This window comes from Pseudomonas sp. IT-232MI5 (assembly GCF_949767845.1).
Classification (GTDB): domain Bacteria; phylum Pseudomonadota; class Gammaproteobacteria; order Pseudomonadales; family Pseudomonadaceae; genus Aquipseudomonas.
In genome coordinates this window covers 542,761-557,178 of record NZ_CATKQE010000011.1, presented here as the reverse complement: position 1 = coordinate 557,178, position 14,418 = coordinate 542,761, and the positions used below count along the sequence as shown (strand labels likewise).

Below are 14,418 nucleotides of genomic sequence, written 5' to 3'. Positions count from 1 at the left end.
TGAATTAGCTTCAGGGCGTCCTTCTCGAGCTTATCGCGAAGCTGACAAGCTGTTTACCCCTAATGGGTCGTTTAGAAGATGCACTAAGTGCCTTCTTGACCTCTGTATACACTCTCTATGGAGATTGATTATGCCTGCCTACTTTAAGCTCGATACCTTTTCTAATATCCTGCGCTATCTAATTCTTGCTGCTCAAGCTAAGCGAGTAGTGCCTTACAACGAATTAGAAAATGCTTTTGGCCTTAGCCATAATATGGCTGGCCGTTACGCAGGCGCTGTGGGTGATTTTTGTCGCGACAACAAGTTACCCCTATTGAACGCGCTCGTCATCAATACGACCGTCTGCAAGCCTTCAGACGGTTTTGACGACTATTTAGATGATTCAGGAATGACTTGGGGAGACTGCCTCGCTCACTGCTGGAGGTATTTTCATCTAACGACGTCTCGAACACATCAAGTGAAAAACTTCTCGGGCTTAACAGAATTAGTACGGGAATGGGGTAAAGCAGAGCTTTAACTGCATAATTTGAGCGACGTGTATGGGGTGATTAAGGTATGCCCCATACTGTTGGTCATTCACCTGGCAGATATCATTTGTTGACGGTTGAGGTGCGGCTATCGTGCCTGGCGATATCCCTTTCCTTGCCAAAGGAGTTTATTGTCTAGGCTGAAAAATAAAACAACCCGCCGAAGCGGGTTTTTAATCAGACTCGTTTTGTCGCGGAGTCGTATACCTCTTCATCTCGACGAGCACCAACGCACAACACCAAAATGATTTCAGTACCGTTCACGCGGTAAACGATTCGTACATCTCCAGTCCTTATCCGGCGGTATCCGGCCAAGGCCCCCCGAAGGGGTTTGCCGATCTTGTCGGGCTCTCCTGTGGCGATGCGCTCCCGAACGACCTTCAGGACACGTTTCGCTTCGGCGCTTCCGAGCTGTTTGAGATCATTTTCTACAGCTGGGTGAAACCGAACATTCCAGTTCATCTGCGTTTGCCTAACTAAAGCGAGCCTCCATGTCTTCAAGGCTCACTGTGACAGTGTTGTCGAGGCTGGGCAGGCGTTCGATGGCCAGTAGTTCCGAGCGCAGATCTTCAAGTTCGTCCTGCAGTGCCTGGTAGGCGTCGACCCCTACCAGAACGGCTGCTGGTTCGTTGTCCTTGAATATCACCAAATGGGTCACTTCCCCACTGGCGACATCTTTCAATCGCGCTCCAAAACTGCGTGCCATAGCAGTGGCGGACACTGCCTGCTCAGCTCGGTTTAGGAGTGCACTCATGCTGTTGTTCCTTCAATCATCAACTCAGTAGTCGTTCGTAGGTTCGTAGATTCGTAGATTCGTAGGTTCGTAGGTTCGTAGGTTCGTAGGTTCGTAGGTTCGTAGATTCGTAGGTTCGTAGATTCGTAGATTCGTAGATTCGTAGGTTCGTAGGTTCGTAGGTTCGTAGTTAGTCGTCGTAAGATCAGGAAGCGCTGAGCGTCGATGCACGCAAAGTATTGCGCATGATCACGCGCAATACAATGTGCATCATCATCCGCGCCGACCAGTGGTCTACACAGCATCGTCACGACAATCACTCTAGGCCACGCTTTCTATCCCTATGAATCCCCCGACTTTCTCAAGTGATCAAGACACATAATCAAAACAGCCTCTTCTGCCTCTGCTTGCAGATCTCCAGCGTTGCTTACTGGCAAGTATGGTCTCGCTGGTATGTCACCCCATAGCTGCGGGAAATCTACCCGTTCCCCGCCGAATTGCATCATGGCCGCATACGGTTTGTTGCTGCCAACCATGGCCGACCTGTCGGTTGCGCGCGTGGTTATCGATGCCGCCAAACCAGCAGCACTCACCTGCAGGATCTGCCCCGGCCAGTGGCCGTGCTCCGCACGTTTCTCAGTGGTGACATCCGAGAGTTCGGGCCACTCAGGGCGGCCTTCGTGTTCGAAGTTTTCTTCGGTTTGGCTGGCGAGTTCTGCTGCGATGGATTGCATCAGGGGTGTGAGGTCGCCGATGGCGTCTTCGATTTGGTCGAGGGTTTGTTGTAGGTGTTGGTGTTTTAGTTCGATGGTGAGCATGGGGGGCTTTGTTTTTGGGTGATGGGGTTGTGGGTGGGGTTGGTTGGTCAGGATCAAAGATCGCAGGCTTCGCCGGCGCCTACAGGGGTGAGAGTTCGGCTTTGGTGTTGCGGTGGCTGGTTGTGCGCTTTCGCGAGCAGGCTCACTCCTACAGGGGGATACGGTGTGTCAGTTGGGTGGGTAGTCGTTGGTGGTTTGTTTTAGGGCTGTGCCGGGGGCGTGGTTGAAGCCGGGGTCGGTTCGAAAGGTGATGTTGTGGCCTTGGGCGTTGGTGAGGCGTAGGCCGGTGACGGTGGCGGTTCGGATTTCGCCGGTGTGTTTGTTGAGGCCGGTTTCTATGGTTTCGGTGAAGGTGCGGCCTTGGCTGGTTTGGACGGTGAGGCCTCGGCGTTTGACGGCGGCTTCGGTCAGGGCGACGACGCGGCAGCGGCAGTTGAAGCCGTTGGGTGGGTAGATGAATTGCCAGATGGGGTCGTCGTGGCGGAAGACTTGGCCGTGGAGTGCGCGGTGGCTGGGGCGGGTTTTGCCGTCGAGGGTAGCGACGAGCATCCAGTACGGGTGGGTGTCGGTGCTGGCTTCCATGCTGGTTTTGCGACCGGCCATGTAGGCGCTTTGCAGGTTGGTTTGGTAGATGATTTTTAGGCGGCGTGGGCTGCCGAGTTGGACGGGGTCGGCGGTGCCCTCTGTGTTGATGATGATTTGTTTGCCCCACCAGCCTTGGGCTTGCAGGGTGGGTGTTAGGTGGGCGGTGAATTGTTTGAGGGTCTGGCCTTGTTGCAGGGCTGTTTCGAGGGCGGCGCGGATGTCGGTGAGCAGGTCCAGGCGCATGGCTTTGGCGACGGTGAAGGCTTGGTGGTGGGCGTGGTCGAGTTGGTCTTGCCAGTGCCAGGTGATGGCGTAGCCCTTGGCTTTTAGGTAGGCGATGGCGTTGGCGGGTTCCAGATCGAAGATGGCTTGGAGGTCGATGGGGTTGAGGGTGTTGGTGTGGGTGGCCATGTCAGTCTTCTCTGTCGGCGATGGCGCTGAGGCGGCCCCAGGTGTTGGCGATGACGTTGAGTTGGGTGAGGTGTTGTTGGAGGGCTTGGCTGTCCATGTGTGGGTAGGCTTCGGCGAGTAAGCCGAGGGCGTGTGTGGGGTCGTGGCTTTGCTGCAGGGCTTGGATCAAGGGGGCGATGGCTTGCCCGGTGTGTTGTTGCAGGGTTTCGGGCGGCAGGCGGTTGATGGCGTGGTCGAGGGCGGTTTGGTCGCTTGCTGGCCTGTGGGTGGGTTCGGCGAAGGCCGGTGTGTCGGCGGTGGCTGGGGTTTGCTGGAGGTCGCCGTCTTGCAGGTTGTAGGTGCGTTGCCAGTAGGCGTTGCTGAATTTGACGCCGGATTCGGTGAGGGCTTTGTCGCGTTGGGCGAGGCTTTTGTCGATTTCTTCTTGTTGCCACAGTTGGTAGTCAGGGGCGGCGATGTGGGGGCCGAAGTTGAGGTCGACGACGTGGCGGATGCAGGCGTTGAGTGCGGCGGCGGCGATGCTGGCGTCGCCGTCGCGGATGTCTTGGGTGACTTCGACGCCGGCCGTGGCGCTGGCGCGGTTGCTGTCTTTTTCGGTGGTCTGGTTTTGGCCGAGCATGGCGACGTTGATTTCGCTGCGGCAGTACTCGAGCAGTTGGCGGTAGACGTCGGCGCTGCCGGCTTTGCCGGCGGCTTCGATGATTTGGACGCTGGCGTCGTCGGGGATGGCGGCGACGGCGTCTTGGACCATGGCTTCGAGGCTGTCGAGCAGCAGGTTGGTTTCGTCGTCGGTGGCGCCGCGTGGGTGTTTGCCGATGACCCAGGGGCTGCCGTATTTCTCGGTGAATTGAACCCAGTATTTTAGGCCGCCGCGCATGAAGGTGGCGGGCCAGAAGCACATGCTGAGGTCGGGGAAGCCGTAGGGGTTGGCGTAGGTGGCGTCTTGGCGGGCGACGATGATGCGTTGCGGGTCGCAGGGTTGGCCGTCGGGGCCGGCGTCTTTGGCTCGAAAGCGCAGTGCGTTGTGCTGATCGTAGAAGAACCATTCGGCGGGTTTGCCGAGCAGGTCTTGGGGCACGAGGTGCCGACCAAGGGGCTGCCACATGAGTTCGAGTGGCTGGTAGCCGTATAAGGGGGCGTCGAGCAGTTCGCGCAGGATGCGATCGAGGTCGAGGTCGGCGAGCCAGTCGCTGATGAAACGTTCGATTTTGGGGCTTGCGCCACCGCGTTTGAGGCCGCGCTCCAGTGAGAGGACGGCGGCTTTGCGGCGGCGGATGTTGCCGCCGACGAGTGCGCTGCTGCGCAGGTCGCGGTAGACCTTGATGTCTTTGCCTTGGGCTTTGAGGATGGGGTCGGGGTTTGGCAGGTGGGCGCCGAAGGTGGCTGTTTCGGCGCGGCTGCGGGTGGCGATGTGACGCTTGAGTGCGGGGTTGCGTTTGGCTTCGGTGAAGCTGACGAATTCGGTGGGACTGATCCATAGGCCTTGGTTGTTCATGCGTACCCTTGGGTGATGCGTGGGCCCTGGCGTGGGCGCCGTGATTTGACGGTGATGGGGCCACAGGCGACTTCGAGTGTGGCGAAGTGGGCCAAGGCGCCGGCGCCGGCGAAGTCGCCGTGGCGGTAGAGGTCGGGGTCTTTGAGGTCTTGTTGGCGGGCTTTGCTGATCATGGGGATGCCGTCGATGGTTTCGATGGCGCGCAGGTCTTGGTGTAAGGAATCGTCACGCGGCAGCGTGAGGTGCGCGTCTTCGAAGAGTTGGACGAATTTGGGCATCCAGGCGCCGTACCAGGTGCGGCTGATTTTCACCTGGTGGATGCGGTTATGGCCGAAGGTGTCGGCGGTTTCTTCGGCGAGGGTTTCGCCGTTGCCGGTGGCGTCGAGGGCGGCGCCGATGAAGCGTGGCAGCCCGCGCAGGAGGTGGAAGAGGATTTGTTTTTGCTGGCGAGTGGGCACTTTGTGCAGCTCGATGACGAAGGGTATGTCGCGGTGCCGGGTTTGGTCGACGGACATGGGGCAGATGATGGAGAAGTCGCGGTGCCGGGCGTAGTCCATGCCGAGGAAGTGGCGCAGGGTCGGCGCGAGTGCTTGGCGCATGACGGGGCTGAGGTGGCGGCCGATCCAGTCGGTTACGTAGGCTTCGCGGCGGTGGATGGGTTGTTGGGTGAAGGCGTCGTCGAGGGCCAGGCGCAGGACGCTGCGGCCGGGGCGCATGGCTTCGTCGATCCAGACGCCGGGGATGCAGACGCCGTTGCCGTCGCGGGGGATGGCGTCGAGTTCTTCGCGCATTTGCGCTTTGCGCGGGCCGTAGGCGTTGCGGATTTTTTTGTACCAGGTGTGTTTGCCTTCGGCTGTTGGCGCCTCCCCTGCCATGTAGCAGACGCGTTCGTAGAGGCCGTTGGCGACGGCGTCGTCGAAGGTGGCGCGGTAGACCTGGGCGCTGTCGCCGTAGCGTTTGTCGCGGATGTCGCTGACCATTTGGTTGAAGGCGTTGGCTTTGCCGTTGTGGGTACTGATGATGACGATGCGCCCGCCCCAGATGAGTAGCGCGGTTGCGGCGTCGAGGACGGCGCTGACGTTTCGGTGGAAGGCGGCTTCGTCGATGATGACTTTGCCTTGCAGGCCACGGACGCTGGCGGGGTTGCTGGAGAGCGCGACGATTTTGAAGCCTGAGGCGTAGCGGATGCGGTAGGCGTTGATGTGGCGGGTGTGGCCGGTTTGGTCTTGGTCCTGGAATAGAAACTCTTCGATCTGGCTGGCGCCGGCGGCTTGGGCTTGGGCCATGACGCGGCTGAATTTGGCGCAATAGCCGATGAATTCCAGGCCTTTTTCTTTGGTGTCGCCGATGTAGTAGCAGTCCATGCCGGCGGCGGCTTTTTGGGAGGCGGCGGTGATGACGCTGTCGAGGGCTTCGGCGAAGGTGATGCCGGTGCGCCGGCCTTTTTCACAGAGTTTGATTTGGGCGTGGATGGCGAGCCATTGGCTTTGGTGGGCCATGAGCAGGTCTTGGGCTTGTGGGTTGTAGCCTTCGGGGATCTGGCGAACGCTGGGCGGCAGTTCGTCCCATTCGATGACGCGCAGTGTGCTGGCGGCTGGGGTCATGGTTTGACGCCGAGGAAGGTTTGGCGCCAGTACTGTGCTTGGTCTTCGGTCATGCCTTTGGCTTTGACGGCGTTGTCGAGGGCGGCGGCTTGTTCTTGCAGGAGGCGTTGGCGGGTGGCGTGTTCGATGGCTTGGCGTTCTTTGACGCTGAGGGTGCGGGCTTCCATGGTGGCTTTGGCGGCGCGGGCCAGGGCGCTGATTTCGGCGATGGTGATGTCGTCTTTTTCGTGGGCGCCGAGGGCGGCTTGGTAGGTCAGGGTCGAGATGGCTTCGATGAGGAGGACGCCGGTTTTGTCGGTGGCGTCTTCGCCGAAGGCGCCGACGAAGGCTTCGGCCATTTGCCGTTGTTGGCGGGCTTTGTCGGTGAGTTGGTCGAAGCCGATTTTGAAGCGGCTGAGGGCGCTGCGGCTGGGCGGCGTTGCGCTGGGGAAGCGGGCCTGGAGGTCGGCGAGCATGGCGTCGAGGGTGTGGCGGTCTTCGCGCAGGAGTTTGTGCAGGTAGGCTTTGACGTCGGCGGGCAGGCGGTTGATGGTGGATTTGCCGGCCATGGTCAGGCTCCGGGCCGTTGGATGCCGGGCACTCGGGCGCGGCCGGCGGCGATGTCTTGGCCGCGTTCGGTGAGGGTGGCGACGAGGATGGGGCCGATGTCGTTGAGGGTGATGGCGTGTTGTTCGGCGAGCCAGTGGAGTTCGGTTTTGGTCTGGTCGCGGCTGGTGCTGTGGCCGTGGTGGTCGAGGGCGGTGTTGAGGACGGAGCTGTTGGCGCGGTAGCCGGGCATGTCGGCGAGCAGGCGCAGGAGGACGAGGCGGATGTCGTGGCGCAGGTAGTCGATGTAGGTGTTCATGGTTTTTCTCGCAGCAGGTAGTCGTTGATGCGGTCGAGGGCGCGGGCCAGTGGGCTGAGGGCGTCTTTGACGCCGGTGAGTTCGGCGCGGATGGCTTTCATGTCGCCGAGCAGGTCGGCGATGGCGCTTTGGTCTGGGAGGTGGCGGACGTGTTCTTCGAGGGCGACGATGCGGGTGTTGAGGTGGAGCAGTTGGTGGGCGCTGGCGGCTTGGCGTTTGGCGAGCCAGGTGTAGAGGCTGAGGATGGCGAGGATGAGCCATTCGGCGATTTGCAGGCCGGCGGTGAGGTCTTGGTGGGTCATGGGGTGCCCCGCGGGGTGTCGGGGGTGTTGCGGGGGGATTGCGGGCGCATGGGGGTTGCCTCCGGTCAGGGCGCCCCGGGGGTTGCGGGGGCCAGAAATACTCACGCCGCTATGGTGGGCGGCGTGGGGTTGGAGGGCTTTTAATTGGGTTTAGGGAGAACGGTGTTAGCCGAGTAATGCGAGTACGCCGGTTGCCGCTGCGCCTAATACTGAGGCGGTGGTTGGGTTCTCGAGAAAGGTGCGGAGCAGTCCCTTGGCCTTGTCTTTTTCTTCTGGTGTTGTCTGGGCGTTGTTGATGCCGTGAACCAACGTTTCGACCGCGCTACGAATGTTCTGGATGTTGTTGTCGCCGATCTGAACGTTGTTAGCGCCATGGAAGTTGTAGGTTGGGTTTATGACTTGTGGCTGCTTGGGTTGGGTACCACCTTTTGCATAAACCACTTGCCAGTTGCCCGGAATGTCGTCGTCTAAGCCTGATTGGTAGCTCGTGCCTGTAATGAGAAAGGACAATTCTTTGCCGTTGGGCAGAGGTTGAATCAGCGAGTCGCCTTCTTGAGCTTCGAAATTAGGATCAAAGATTCGGATGCTGTTTCTTCTTGTGAAGGCCGTTTTGAAAGGCCCCGATTTGTTTCCGTTTGCATCTATGACAAAGCAATTGTCTTTCATGAGGTCGTCGAACATTTGTCGCTGGCTCCTGTTTCCATGGAAGGCGTATCAGATGCTGCAATGAGCAGGTTTTGCTTTTTCTACCACTTCGTTTGTTTGGGCATCGAGGGTGAAAATGGTGAGGCAATCTTTGTTGCTGTTGCCCTCAACACCCTTGTTACTTGTAGCCATTTCGGCGGAAGGATCGAGAGTTATTAAGCACTCTTCTCGACTGGATTGGAACTGATCTAGATGGCTTTGGATCTCGCCAGGAACGGTCTCTTTACCTGTCCGGCGCACGGTGCTGACTTGGGCCAACCACCAGCCATTGGCGTAGATCCCGGCTGAGGCGCAGTGGCCCAGCGGTTCGAATACGGAACGACCGAACTGCGCCTGACCGGTTTCACGCAGGGCTTTGAAGTATTGGCTGTGGGCCGATAGGTGTTTGAGGTTGTTGGCTTTGAGGATCTGCACACCTCGGCTCATAGCGCTGTCGAGGTCTGCCAAGTATTGGGTGGCGCTGGCTAGGGCTTGGGGGCTGGCGCTGGTGTAGACGGTGGGCGCCTGCTGCTCGGCAGTTTGGGCAATAGCGGGTTCTATTGGAGTGGTGGCGCTCGGGCTGAGCCAATACCAAACGCTGGCGGCGACGATGATCCATGACACCGCTAACGCGACTTTTTGCGCGGTGGTTTTTTCTGTTTTTGCGTTGTTTTTATTCTGGTCCATTGGTGCTTCCTTCTTGGGGCGTTTCGTCCGTGGGTGCTGCGTGGGCGACGGTGGTGACACCGTCTGTGGTTGGGGCATTTAGTGGGATGCGACGAGCATGAAGGCCAGGCCTGCAAATACGCCTGTGGCGATGAGGGCGTAGGTTTTGAGGGCTTCGGGCAGGTGGTCTTTGATTGAGTAGCTGAGGGCGGCGATGCCGATGCAGGCTACGCAGGTTTTGAGTATGAACCGGTGGTTGTTGTGTTGCTGTGTCAGGGCGTTTTTATGGGCAGTGATGTCGTCGTGGGGGTTGTGGTCGCAGTGCAGGCACTGTCGTTCGCTGGGTTGGGGTGGCGGGTGTTTTAGGGTGTGGTGGCCGAGGTTGATTTGGCCGCGGTTGCCTTTGATTTTGATGGTGAGTTGATGGTCTTTTCCATCCATGGGGAGGTTTTGTATTTCCTCTGAAAGCCTGGCTGATAGTTTGCTGACCAGGTCTCCGTCCTCGCTTGGCATAGTTCTCCTTTGCTATTTCAGCGATTTATTACCAATTTCAATATGCGCTCAACGCGGGGCTGGTCGAACTGTTGTTCGTGGCCCAGCGCGTTGTAGATCTCTGCGGCCACTTCGGCCAGTTTTTTTGATGGCCAACGCCGGCCGGCTTGTTTGGCGGCGGCTTCGAGCATTTCGATGATTCGTCCGAGTTTTTCGCCGTCGATGGGCGCCCAGGTGGGGGCTGCTGCGTCGGGGGTGGGGACGAGGACTTTTTGGCCGGTGATGATGAAGTAGAGGTCGGCGCCGGCTTGGGCGATGGCGGCCATGTAGTGGGCGTCGGGGACGCGGTCGCCTGCTTCGTAGAGCATTTGGGTTTTTTTGGTTACGCCGGCCAGGGCTGCGAAGTCGGTTTGGTTGAGGCCTAGCCGTGTCCGCTCGCCGCGTAGTCGCTCACAAAAGGAAACCATTCGGTTACCAAAATCCTTTTACATGGGAACCGTTCGGTTCCATCATTCGTTCACACCGTCCGACCACGAACGGCAACTTTATCGGCACCAAGGCGGGTGCTGTTTCCCCGGAGGGATTTTATGACGCTACGTACTGCGGATGAGGCTAAAGCTGAGCTTAGGGCCAAGGGTGTTTCGATTACTCAGTGGGCGATCGCGAATCGTTTTTCGCCCAACCTGGTGTTTGAGGTGTTGGGTGGGCGCAAGAAGTGTGTGCGCGGTCAGACGCATGAGATTGCGATCAAGTTGGGGCTTAAGGCCGGGGAGATTTGTGTGGACCCGGCGTCGGCTCTTGAGTCTTCGCGTTTTGTGGCGTGAGGCTCTGGATGAAAAATCATATCGGTTATGGGGAATCTACCGCTTTTATTTGTTTGCCGAGACTGCGCACGGATGAAAAAGAGAGTTTTCCTACAAAAAACACACTATTTGCCACTTTTTTTGCGGTGACGCGTGGGCTGCTTAATAGGTGGCGGGTGCGGGCCTTCGGTTTTGAGGGGGGCAATTTACCTGATTTTGTTGTGCGTGCTGTGTCGTGTTTGACCGCTTTTGCTTGGGTGTTGCGATGAGTCGGCCGGTGTCGGCGTCTGCTCGGGTGTTGCGTGTGCTGTTGGCGTTGAAGGGGCACACGGTGACGGGCTTGAGTAATGCGGAGTTGGCGGTTTTGACGCAGGACAGTCCGAGCAATATTACGCGGGCGATGCAGACGTTGATTGAGGAAGGTTTGGCGCTGAAGTTGGATAACGGGCGTTTTGCTCATTCGGTGAAGGTGTTGCAGATGGCGCAGGCGCATGCCGAGCACATGGCGCGTTTGACGGGACGGATGCAGGAAATCAATCAGCGGATTGCCGCGGGTTCGAGGGTTTAAGGAGGCGGTATGGCACGGAGCAAGGGTGTTTGCGCTGAGGCGTTGGTGTTGCCGGCGTTGGATGGCGCGAGGTTGACGGCTGATCAGAATGCGATGGCGTCGTTGCAGGCGCTGCATGGCGATGAGCGGGATGTGGTGAATCAGTTGTTGGGTCAGTCGCTGATGGCGGGTGCGTTGGAGGCGTTTTCCCGCACGGTGCGGATTTCGAAGTTGGCGTTTGTGAAGGAGAAGAAGCTTTACCGAGCGATTGCCGGGGGTAAAAGTCCGCACGGTGCGCAGGTGTTGAGTGGGACGTGGGAGGAGTTTTGCGGGCTGTTGGGCCGTTCGGTTGATCAGGTGGATCGCGATATTGCGAATGTGCGGGCCTTCGGTGAGGAGGCGTTGGATTCGATGTCGCGGATGGGGTTTGGCTACCGCGAGTTGCGCCAGTTTCGCCAGTTGCCGCAGGACCAGCAGGCAGCGCTGGTTGAGGTGGCCAGGGTCGGTGATAAGGAGGCGTTTGTTGAGTTGGCTGAGGAGTTGATCGGCCAGCATGCTCGGGAGACGACGGTGTTAGGCCGACGGCTTGAGGAGGCTGCGGCGGATTATTCGGCGCAGAGCGAGTTGCTGGCGAAGCGATCCGGTGAGTTGGATGGCGCTCGCCGGGCGCTGGAGTGTTCGCGTCAGCAGGTGCAGGCGATGCCGGCAGATGAGGTGGCGAAGGCGTTGCGCGCTGAGGTGACGGCGATTGCGTTTGAGGCAGAGTGTTGTGTGTTGGGGCCGCTACGGGAGGGGTTTGCGAAGTTGGCGGCGCTGGCGTGTGACGGTGAGGATCATCGGGTGTTTAAGGCCGGGTTGATTGGGCAGTTGGAGACGACGCTGGGCGTGGTTCGCAGTGAGTTCAATTTGCTGGGTGCGGCGGATGGTGCGGCGGTTTGGTTGTCGGCTGCGGAGGTTGAGGGATGAATCCTGTTCAAGCTCAGCAGTTGATGGAGATTGCTCGCCGTCTGGATGCGGCGGTGTATGGCGAGCGTTCGGCGATTTATGCGGCGGGTGTTTCGGAGCTGGGGGTGTCGCTTTCTACGCTGCAACGGCTTTTGAAGTCGGTATGTGTGGCGAAGCCGCGTAAGCGCCGGCGTGATGCGGGCAGCAGTGTTTTACCGATTGAGGAGGCTCGGTTGATTTCGGCGATGTTGTTGGAGTCGATTCGGGCGAATAACAAGCAGTTGTCGACGATTGTGCGGGCGGTTGAGCGCTTGCGTAGTAATGGATTGATTACGGCGGGCCGTGTGGATGAGTTGACGGGTGTGTTTCGCCCGATGAGCCGCAGTGCGATTTGCCGGGCGTTGTTTGCTTATAAGTTGCATCCGTCGCAGTTGTTGCAGGACGCCCCGGCGGTGTCGTTGGCCAGTTTGCATCCTAATCATGTGTGGCAGGTGGATGCGTCGATTTCGACGCAGTTCTATTTGGCGGATGACGGTGCGCGGGTGATGCATAAGGCTGAGTTTTATGAGGGGAAGCCGGCGAATTTGAAGCGGATTGAGCGCCAGCGGTTGTGGCGGTATGTGGTGACGGATCATACGAGCGGGACGCTGTATGTGGAGTATGTGTTGGGGGCGGAGTCGGCCGAGAATTTGTGCAGCGTGTTGATTAATGCGATGCAGAAACGCGGTGCGGCGGATCCTTTTCACGGGGTGCCTTGGGTGCTGATGACGGACCCGGGGGCGGCGATGACGAGTGGGATTTTCCGCAATTTGTGCCGGGTGTTGTCGATTGATTTGGTGATTAATCGGGTCGGGAATGCGCGGGCGAAGGGCCAGGTTGAGCAGGCGCACAATTTGGTCGAGCGGGAGTTTGAGAGTGCGCTGAAGTTTCAGCCGGCGAAGACGCTTGAGCAGATTAATGCGTGGGCGACGCAGTGGATGCTTTTTTTCAATTCGACGTCGATTCATACGCGCACGCGCCGCAGTCGGTATGGGGTGTGGCAGTTGATTACGCCTGAGCAGTTGCGCTTGGCGCCAAGTGTTGAGGTGTGCCGGGAGTTGGCGGTGTGTACGCCGGAGTGCCGCAAGGTGAGTAATTTGCTGCGGGTGTCGTTTCGCGGGGCGTCGTTTGATGTGAGTTCGGTGCCGGGTGTGATGGTCGGTGAGAAGTTGCTGGTTACGCGTAATTGCTGGCGGGATAAGGATTCGGCGATTGCGGTGTTGGTGGGTGATGACGGACGTGAGCGGTACCACGTGATCGAGCGGATTGGGGTGGATGCGTTTGGCTTTGCTGAGTCGGCGGCGGTGATTGGCGAGCAGTTTAAACAGCATGCGCAGACGCCGGCGCAGGTGTCGCGCAAGGTGTTGGAGCAGTTGGCGACGGGGACGCTGTCGGAGGCGGATGCGTTGGCTGCGCGCAAGGCGAAGGCGGTGCCATTTGGTGGGCGTGTGGATCCGCTTAAGTATGTGAAGGATACGGTCTTGCCGGCTTATCTCCCGCGACGGGGGGCGACGCTGAATGTGGATGCGCCGACGGTTGAGGTGGCGCCGTTGAGTCTGGTTGAGGCGGCGAAGTGGTTGCGGCCGAGGTTGGGTCAGTTGTGGTCGCCGCAGTCTTACGGCTGGTTGTTGGAGCGTTTTCCGCAGGGTGTTCCTCAGGAGGATCTTGAGGCGATTGAGGCTGAGTTGAAGCGGCCTGTTGAGGTCAGGCGTGGGCCGTTCGGTTCGGTTGGGGGTGTGTGATGTTGAAGTTGAAAGGGATTTTGCAGGAGATGGGCCGGCCTCAGGCGGCGTTGGCGCAGTCGTTGTGTGTGAGCAGTGCGGCGGTGGCGCAGTTGGTGAATCACAATCTTTGGCCGCGCAAGTTGGATGGTGAGGTGTTACGGGGTCGTATTCGCTCTTTTCTGGCGGATTGTGGGACGAATGATGCCGCGATTGCGGGTGCTTTTGATGAGGCGGTTGTGCCGTGTTTGATGGCCGATGTTCCGGCTGCTGTGGTTGTGCTGTCCAAGGAGGACGATTCGATGTTGTTGCCTAAGCAAACGCTTCAGCCCGCTACGCGTAAGGCGTTTGGTCTGTTTCGTGATCCGTTTGATGAGTTGCAGTGTGCCCAGGATATGTGGGTGAGTCCGGATATCCGCTATGTGCGGGAGGCGATGTATCAGACGGCTCGGCACGGTGGCTTTCTGGCCGTTGAGGGGGAATCGGGGGCCGGTAAAAGTACGCTTCGCCGGGATCTGGTAAATCGTCTTGCTGAGAATAATGATCCGGTGCTGATTATTGAGCCTTATGTGTTGGCGTCTGAGGATAACGATTCGAAGGGGAAGTCGCTTAAGAGTACGCATATCGCTGAGTCGATGATGGCGGCTGTGGCGCCGTTGGCTAAGCCGAAGAGTAGTCCTGAGGCGCGCTTTGCTCAGTTGCATCGGGCGTTGAAGGAGTCGCATGCGGCGGGGTATCGCCATTGCCTGGTGATTGAGGAGGCACATAGTTTGCCGGTGCCGACGCTGAAGCATTTGAAGCGGATTTTGGAGTTGGAGGTGGGGTTCACGAAGTTGGTGAGCGTCATCATGATCGGCCAGCCGGAGTTGGGGGTGAAGTTGAGTGAGCGTAATGCGGATGTGCGGGAGGTGGTGCAGCGCTGTGAGCGGGTGGTGCTGGGGCCGGTCGATCATTCGCGGTTGGGGGAGTTTTTGACGTTTCGGTTTGATCGGATCGGTAAGGCTTTGGGGGATGTCATCGAGCCTGGCGCTGTTGAGGCGATTGTGGCGCGGTTGTCTCAGCCAACTCGGCATGGTGGGCGGGATGGGACGGTTTCGCTGCTTTATCCGTTGGCGATCGGGAATCTGGTGATTGCGGCGATGAATTTGGCGGTGCAGTTGGGTGTGCCGAAGGTGTCTGCTGATGTCATCAAGGGGGTGTGA

The 14,418-nt window shown here is 58.8% G+C and carries 20 protein-coding genes; 7 read left to right on the top strand and 13 right to left on the bottom strand.

What is annotated here, in order from left to right:
* The first annotated feature begins 130 nt into the window (after positions 1-130).
* Positions 131-517: a hypothetical protein gene (locus ACM6JQ_RS11425; protein WP_414893809.1), complete on the top strand. Its 387-nt coding sequence runs from the start codon at positions 131-133 to the stop codon at positions 515-517.
* A gap of 187 nt (positions 518-704) precedes the next feature.
* Here ACM6JQ_RS11425 and ACM6JQ_RS11420 read toward each other — a convergent pair whose 3' ends face one another.
* From ACM6JQ_RS11420 to ACM6JQ_RS11360, 13 genes are all read right to left on the bottom strand, one after another.
* Positions 705-989 (bottom strand): type II toxin-antitoxin system RelE family toxin, encoded by a 285-nt coding sequence (locus tag ACM6JQ_RS11420; protein WP_210701423.1) that lies wholly within the window; start codon positions 987-989, stop codon positions 705-707.
* 10 nt (positions 990-999) lie between these two features.
* On the bottom strand, positions 1,000-1,233 hold the full coding sequence (locus tag ACM6JQ_RS11415; RefSeq protein WP_338049953.1) for a type II toxin-antitoxin system Phd/YefM family antitoxin: 234 nt from the start codon (positions 1,231-1,233) through the stop codon (positions 1,000-1,002).
* Positions 1,234-1,601: 368 nt separating this feature from the next.
* Positions 1,602-2,078, bottom strand: coding sequence for a phage virion morphogenesis protein (locus tag ACM6JQ_RS11410; RefSeq protein ID WP_414893808.1), 477 nt, complete (start codon positions 2,076-2,078; stop codon positions 1,602-1,604).
* Between the two features lie 168 nt (positions 2,079-2,246).
* Positions 2,247-3,074, bottom strand: a complete 828-nt coding sequence (locus ACM6JQ_RS11405) for a phage minor head protein (protein ID WP_414893807.1) — start codon at positions 3,072-3,074, stop codon at positions 2,247-2,249.
* A gap of 1 nt (position 3,075) precedes the next feature.
* Positions 3,076-4,569: a DUF935 domain-containing protein gene (locus ACM6JQ_RS11400; protein WP_414893806.1), complete on the bottom strand. Its 1,494-nt coding sequence runs from the start codon at positions 4,567-4,569 to the stop codon at positions 3,076-3,078.
* Positions 4,566-6,173, bottom strand: a complete 1,608-nt coding sequence (locus tag ACM6JQ_RS11395) for a hypothetical protein (protein WP_414893805.1) — start codon at positions 6,171-6,173, stop codon at positions 4,566-4,568. The genes ACM6JQ_RS11400 and ACM6JQ_RS11395 overlap by 4 nt, the downstream gene beginning before the upstream one ends.
* Positions 6,170-6,721, bottom strand: a complete 552-nt coding sequence (locus tag ACM6JQ_RS11390; protein WP_038369256.1) for a phage protein Gp27 family protein — start codon at positions 6,719-6,721, stop codon at positions 6,170-6,172. Before ACM6JQ_RS11390 ends, ACM6JQ_RS11395 begins: the two co-directional genes overlap by 4 nt.
* Positions 6,722-6,723: 2 nt before the next feature.
* Entirely contained in the window at positions 6,724-7,017 is a 294-nt protein-coding gene (locus ACM6JQ_RS11385; RefSeq protein ID WP_414893804.1) for an ArsR family transcriptional regulator, read from the bottom strand.
* Positions 7,014-7,319 carry a DUF2730 family protein gene (locus tag ACM6JQ_RS11380; RefSeq protein ID WP_405123530.1) on the bottom strand — a complete coding sequence of 102 codons (306 nt, stop codon included), beginning with the start codon at positions 7,317-7,319 and terminating at the stop codon, positions 7,014-7,016. The genes ACM6JQ_RS11385 and ACM6JQ_RS11380 overlap by 4 nt, the downstream gene beginning before the upstream one ends.
* Positions 7,320-7,484: 165 nt before the next feature.
* Entirely contained in the window at positions 7,485-8,000 is a 516-nt protein-coding gene (locus tag ACM6JQ_RS11375; RefSeq protein WP_414893802.1) for a hypothetical protein, read from the bottom strand.
* Between the two features lie 33 nt (positions 8,001-8,033).
* The gene (locus tag ACM6JQ_RS11370) at positions 8,034-8,690 is read right to left on the bottom strand and encodes a hypothetical protein (protein ID WP_414893801.1); all 657 of its coding nucleotides are present in this window, start codon (positions 8,688-8,690) and stop codon (positions 8,034-8,036) included.
* Positions 8,691-8,768: 78 nt separating this feature from the next.
* Positions 8,769-9,182, bottom strand: a complete 414-nt coding sequence (locus ACM6JQ_RS11365) for a hypothetical protein (RefSeq protein ID WP_414893800.1) — start codon at positions 9,180-9,182, stop codon at positions 8,769-8,771.
* A gap of 17 nt (positions 9,183-9,199) precedes the next feature.
* The gene (locus ACM6JQ_RS11360; protein ID WP_414893799.1) at positions 9,200-9,529 is read right to left on the bottom strand and encodes a hypothetical protein; all 330 of its coding nucleotides are present in this window, start codon (positions 9,527-9,529) and stop codon (positions 9,200-9,202) included.
* A 219-nt stretch (positions 9,530-9,748) separates the two neighbouring features.
* Here ACM6JQ_RS11360 and ACM6JQ_RS11355 point away from each other — a divergent pair, with 219 nt between their 5' ends.
* The 6 genes from ACM6JQ_RS11355 to ACM6JQ_RS11330 are packed head-to-tail and all read left to right on the top strand — an operon-like array spanning position 9,749 to position 14,418.
* Positions 9,749-9,985 (top strand): DNA-binding protein, encoded by a 237-nt coding sequence (locus ACM6JQ_RS11355; protein ID WP_038361110.1) that lies wholly within the window; start codon positions 9,749-9,751, stop codon positions 9,983-9,985.
* An 8-nt stretch (positions 9,986-9,993) separates the two neighbouring features.
* Positions 9,994-10,233 carry a hypothetical protein gene (locus ACM6JQ_RS11350; RefSeq protein ID WP_414893798.1) on the top strand — a complete coding sequence of 80 codons (240 nt, stop codon included), beginning with the start codon at positions 9,994-9,996 and terminating at the stop codon, positions 10,231-10,233.
* Positions 10,230-10,532 (top strand): helix-turn-helix domain-containing protein, encoded by a 303-nt coding sequence (locus ACM6JQ_RS11345; RefSeq protein ID WP_038361108.1) that lies wholly within the window; start codon positions 10,230-10,232, stop codon positions 10,530-10,532. The genes ACM6JQ_RS11350 and ACM6JQ_RS11345 overlap by 4 nt, the downstream gene beginning before the upstream one ends.
* Positions 10,533-10,541: 9 nt before the next feature.
* Entirely contained in the window at positions 10,542-11,477 is a 936-nt protein-coding gene (locus ACM6JQ_RS11340; protein WP_414893797.1) for a hypothetical protein, read from the top strand.
* Positions 11,474-13,237, top strand: coding sequence for an integrase (locus tag ACM6JQ_RS11335; protein ID WP_414893796.1), 1,764 nt, complete (start codon positions 11,474-11,476; stop codon positions 13,235-13,237). The genes ACM6JQ_RS11340 and ACM6JQ_RS11335 overlap by 4 nt, the downstream gene beginning before the upstream one ends.
* On the top strand, positions 13,237-14,418 hold the full coding sequence (locus ACM6JQ_RS11330) for an ExeA family protein (protein ID WP_414893795.1): 1,182 nt from the start codon (positions 13,237-13,239) through the stop codon (positions 14,416-14,418). Before ACM6JQ_RS11335 ends, ACM6JQ_RS11330 begins: the two co-directional genes overlap by 1 nt.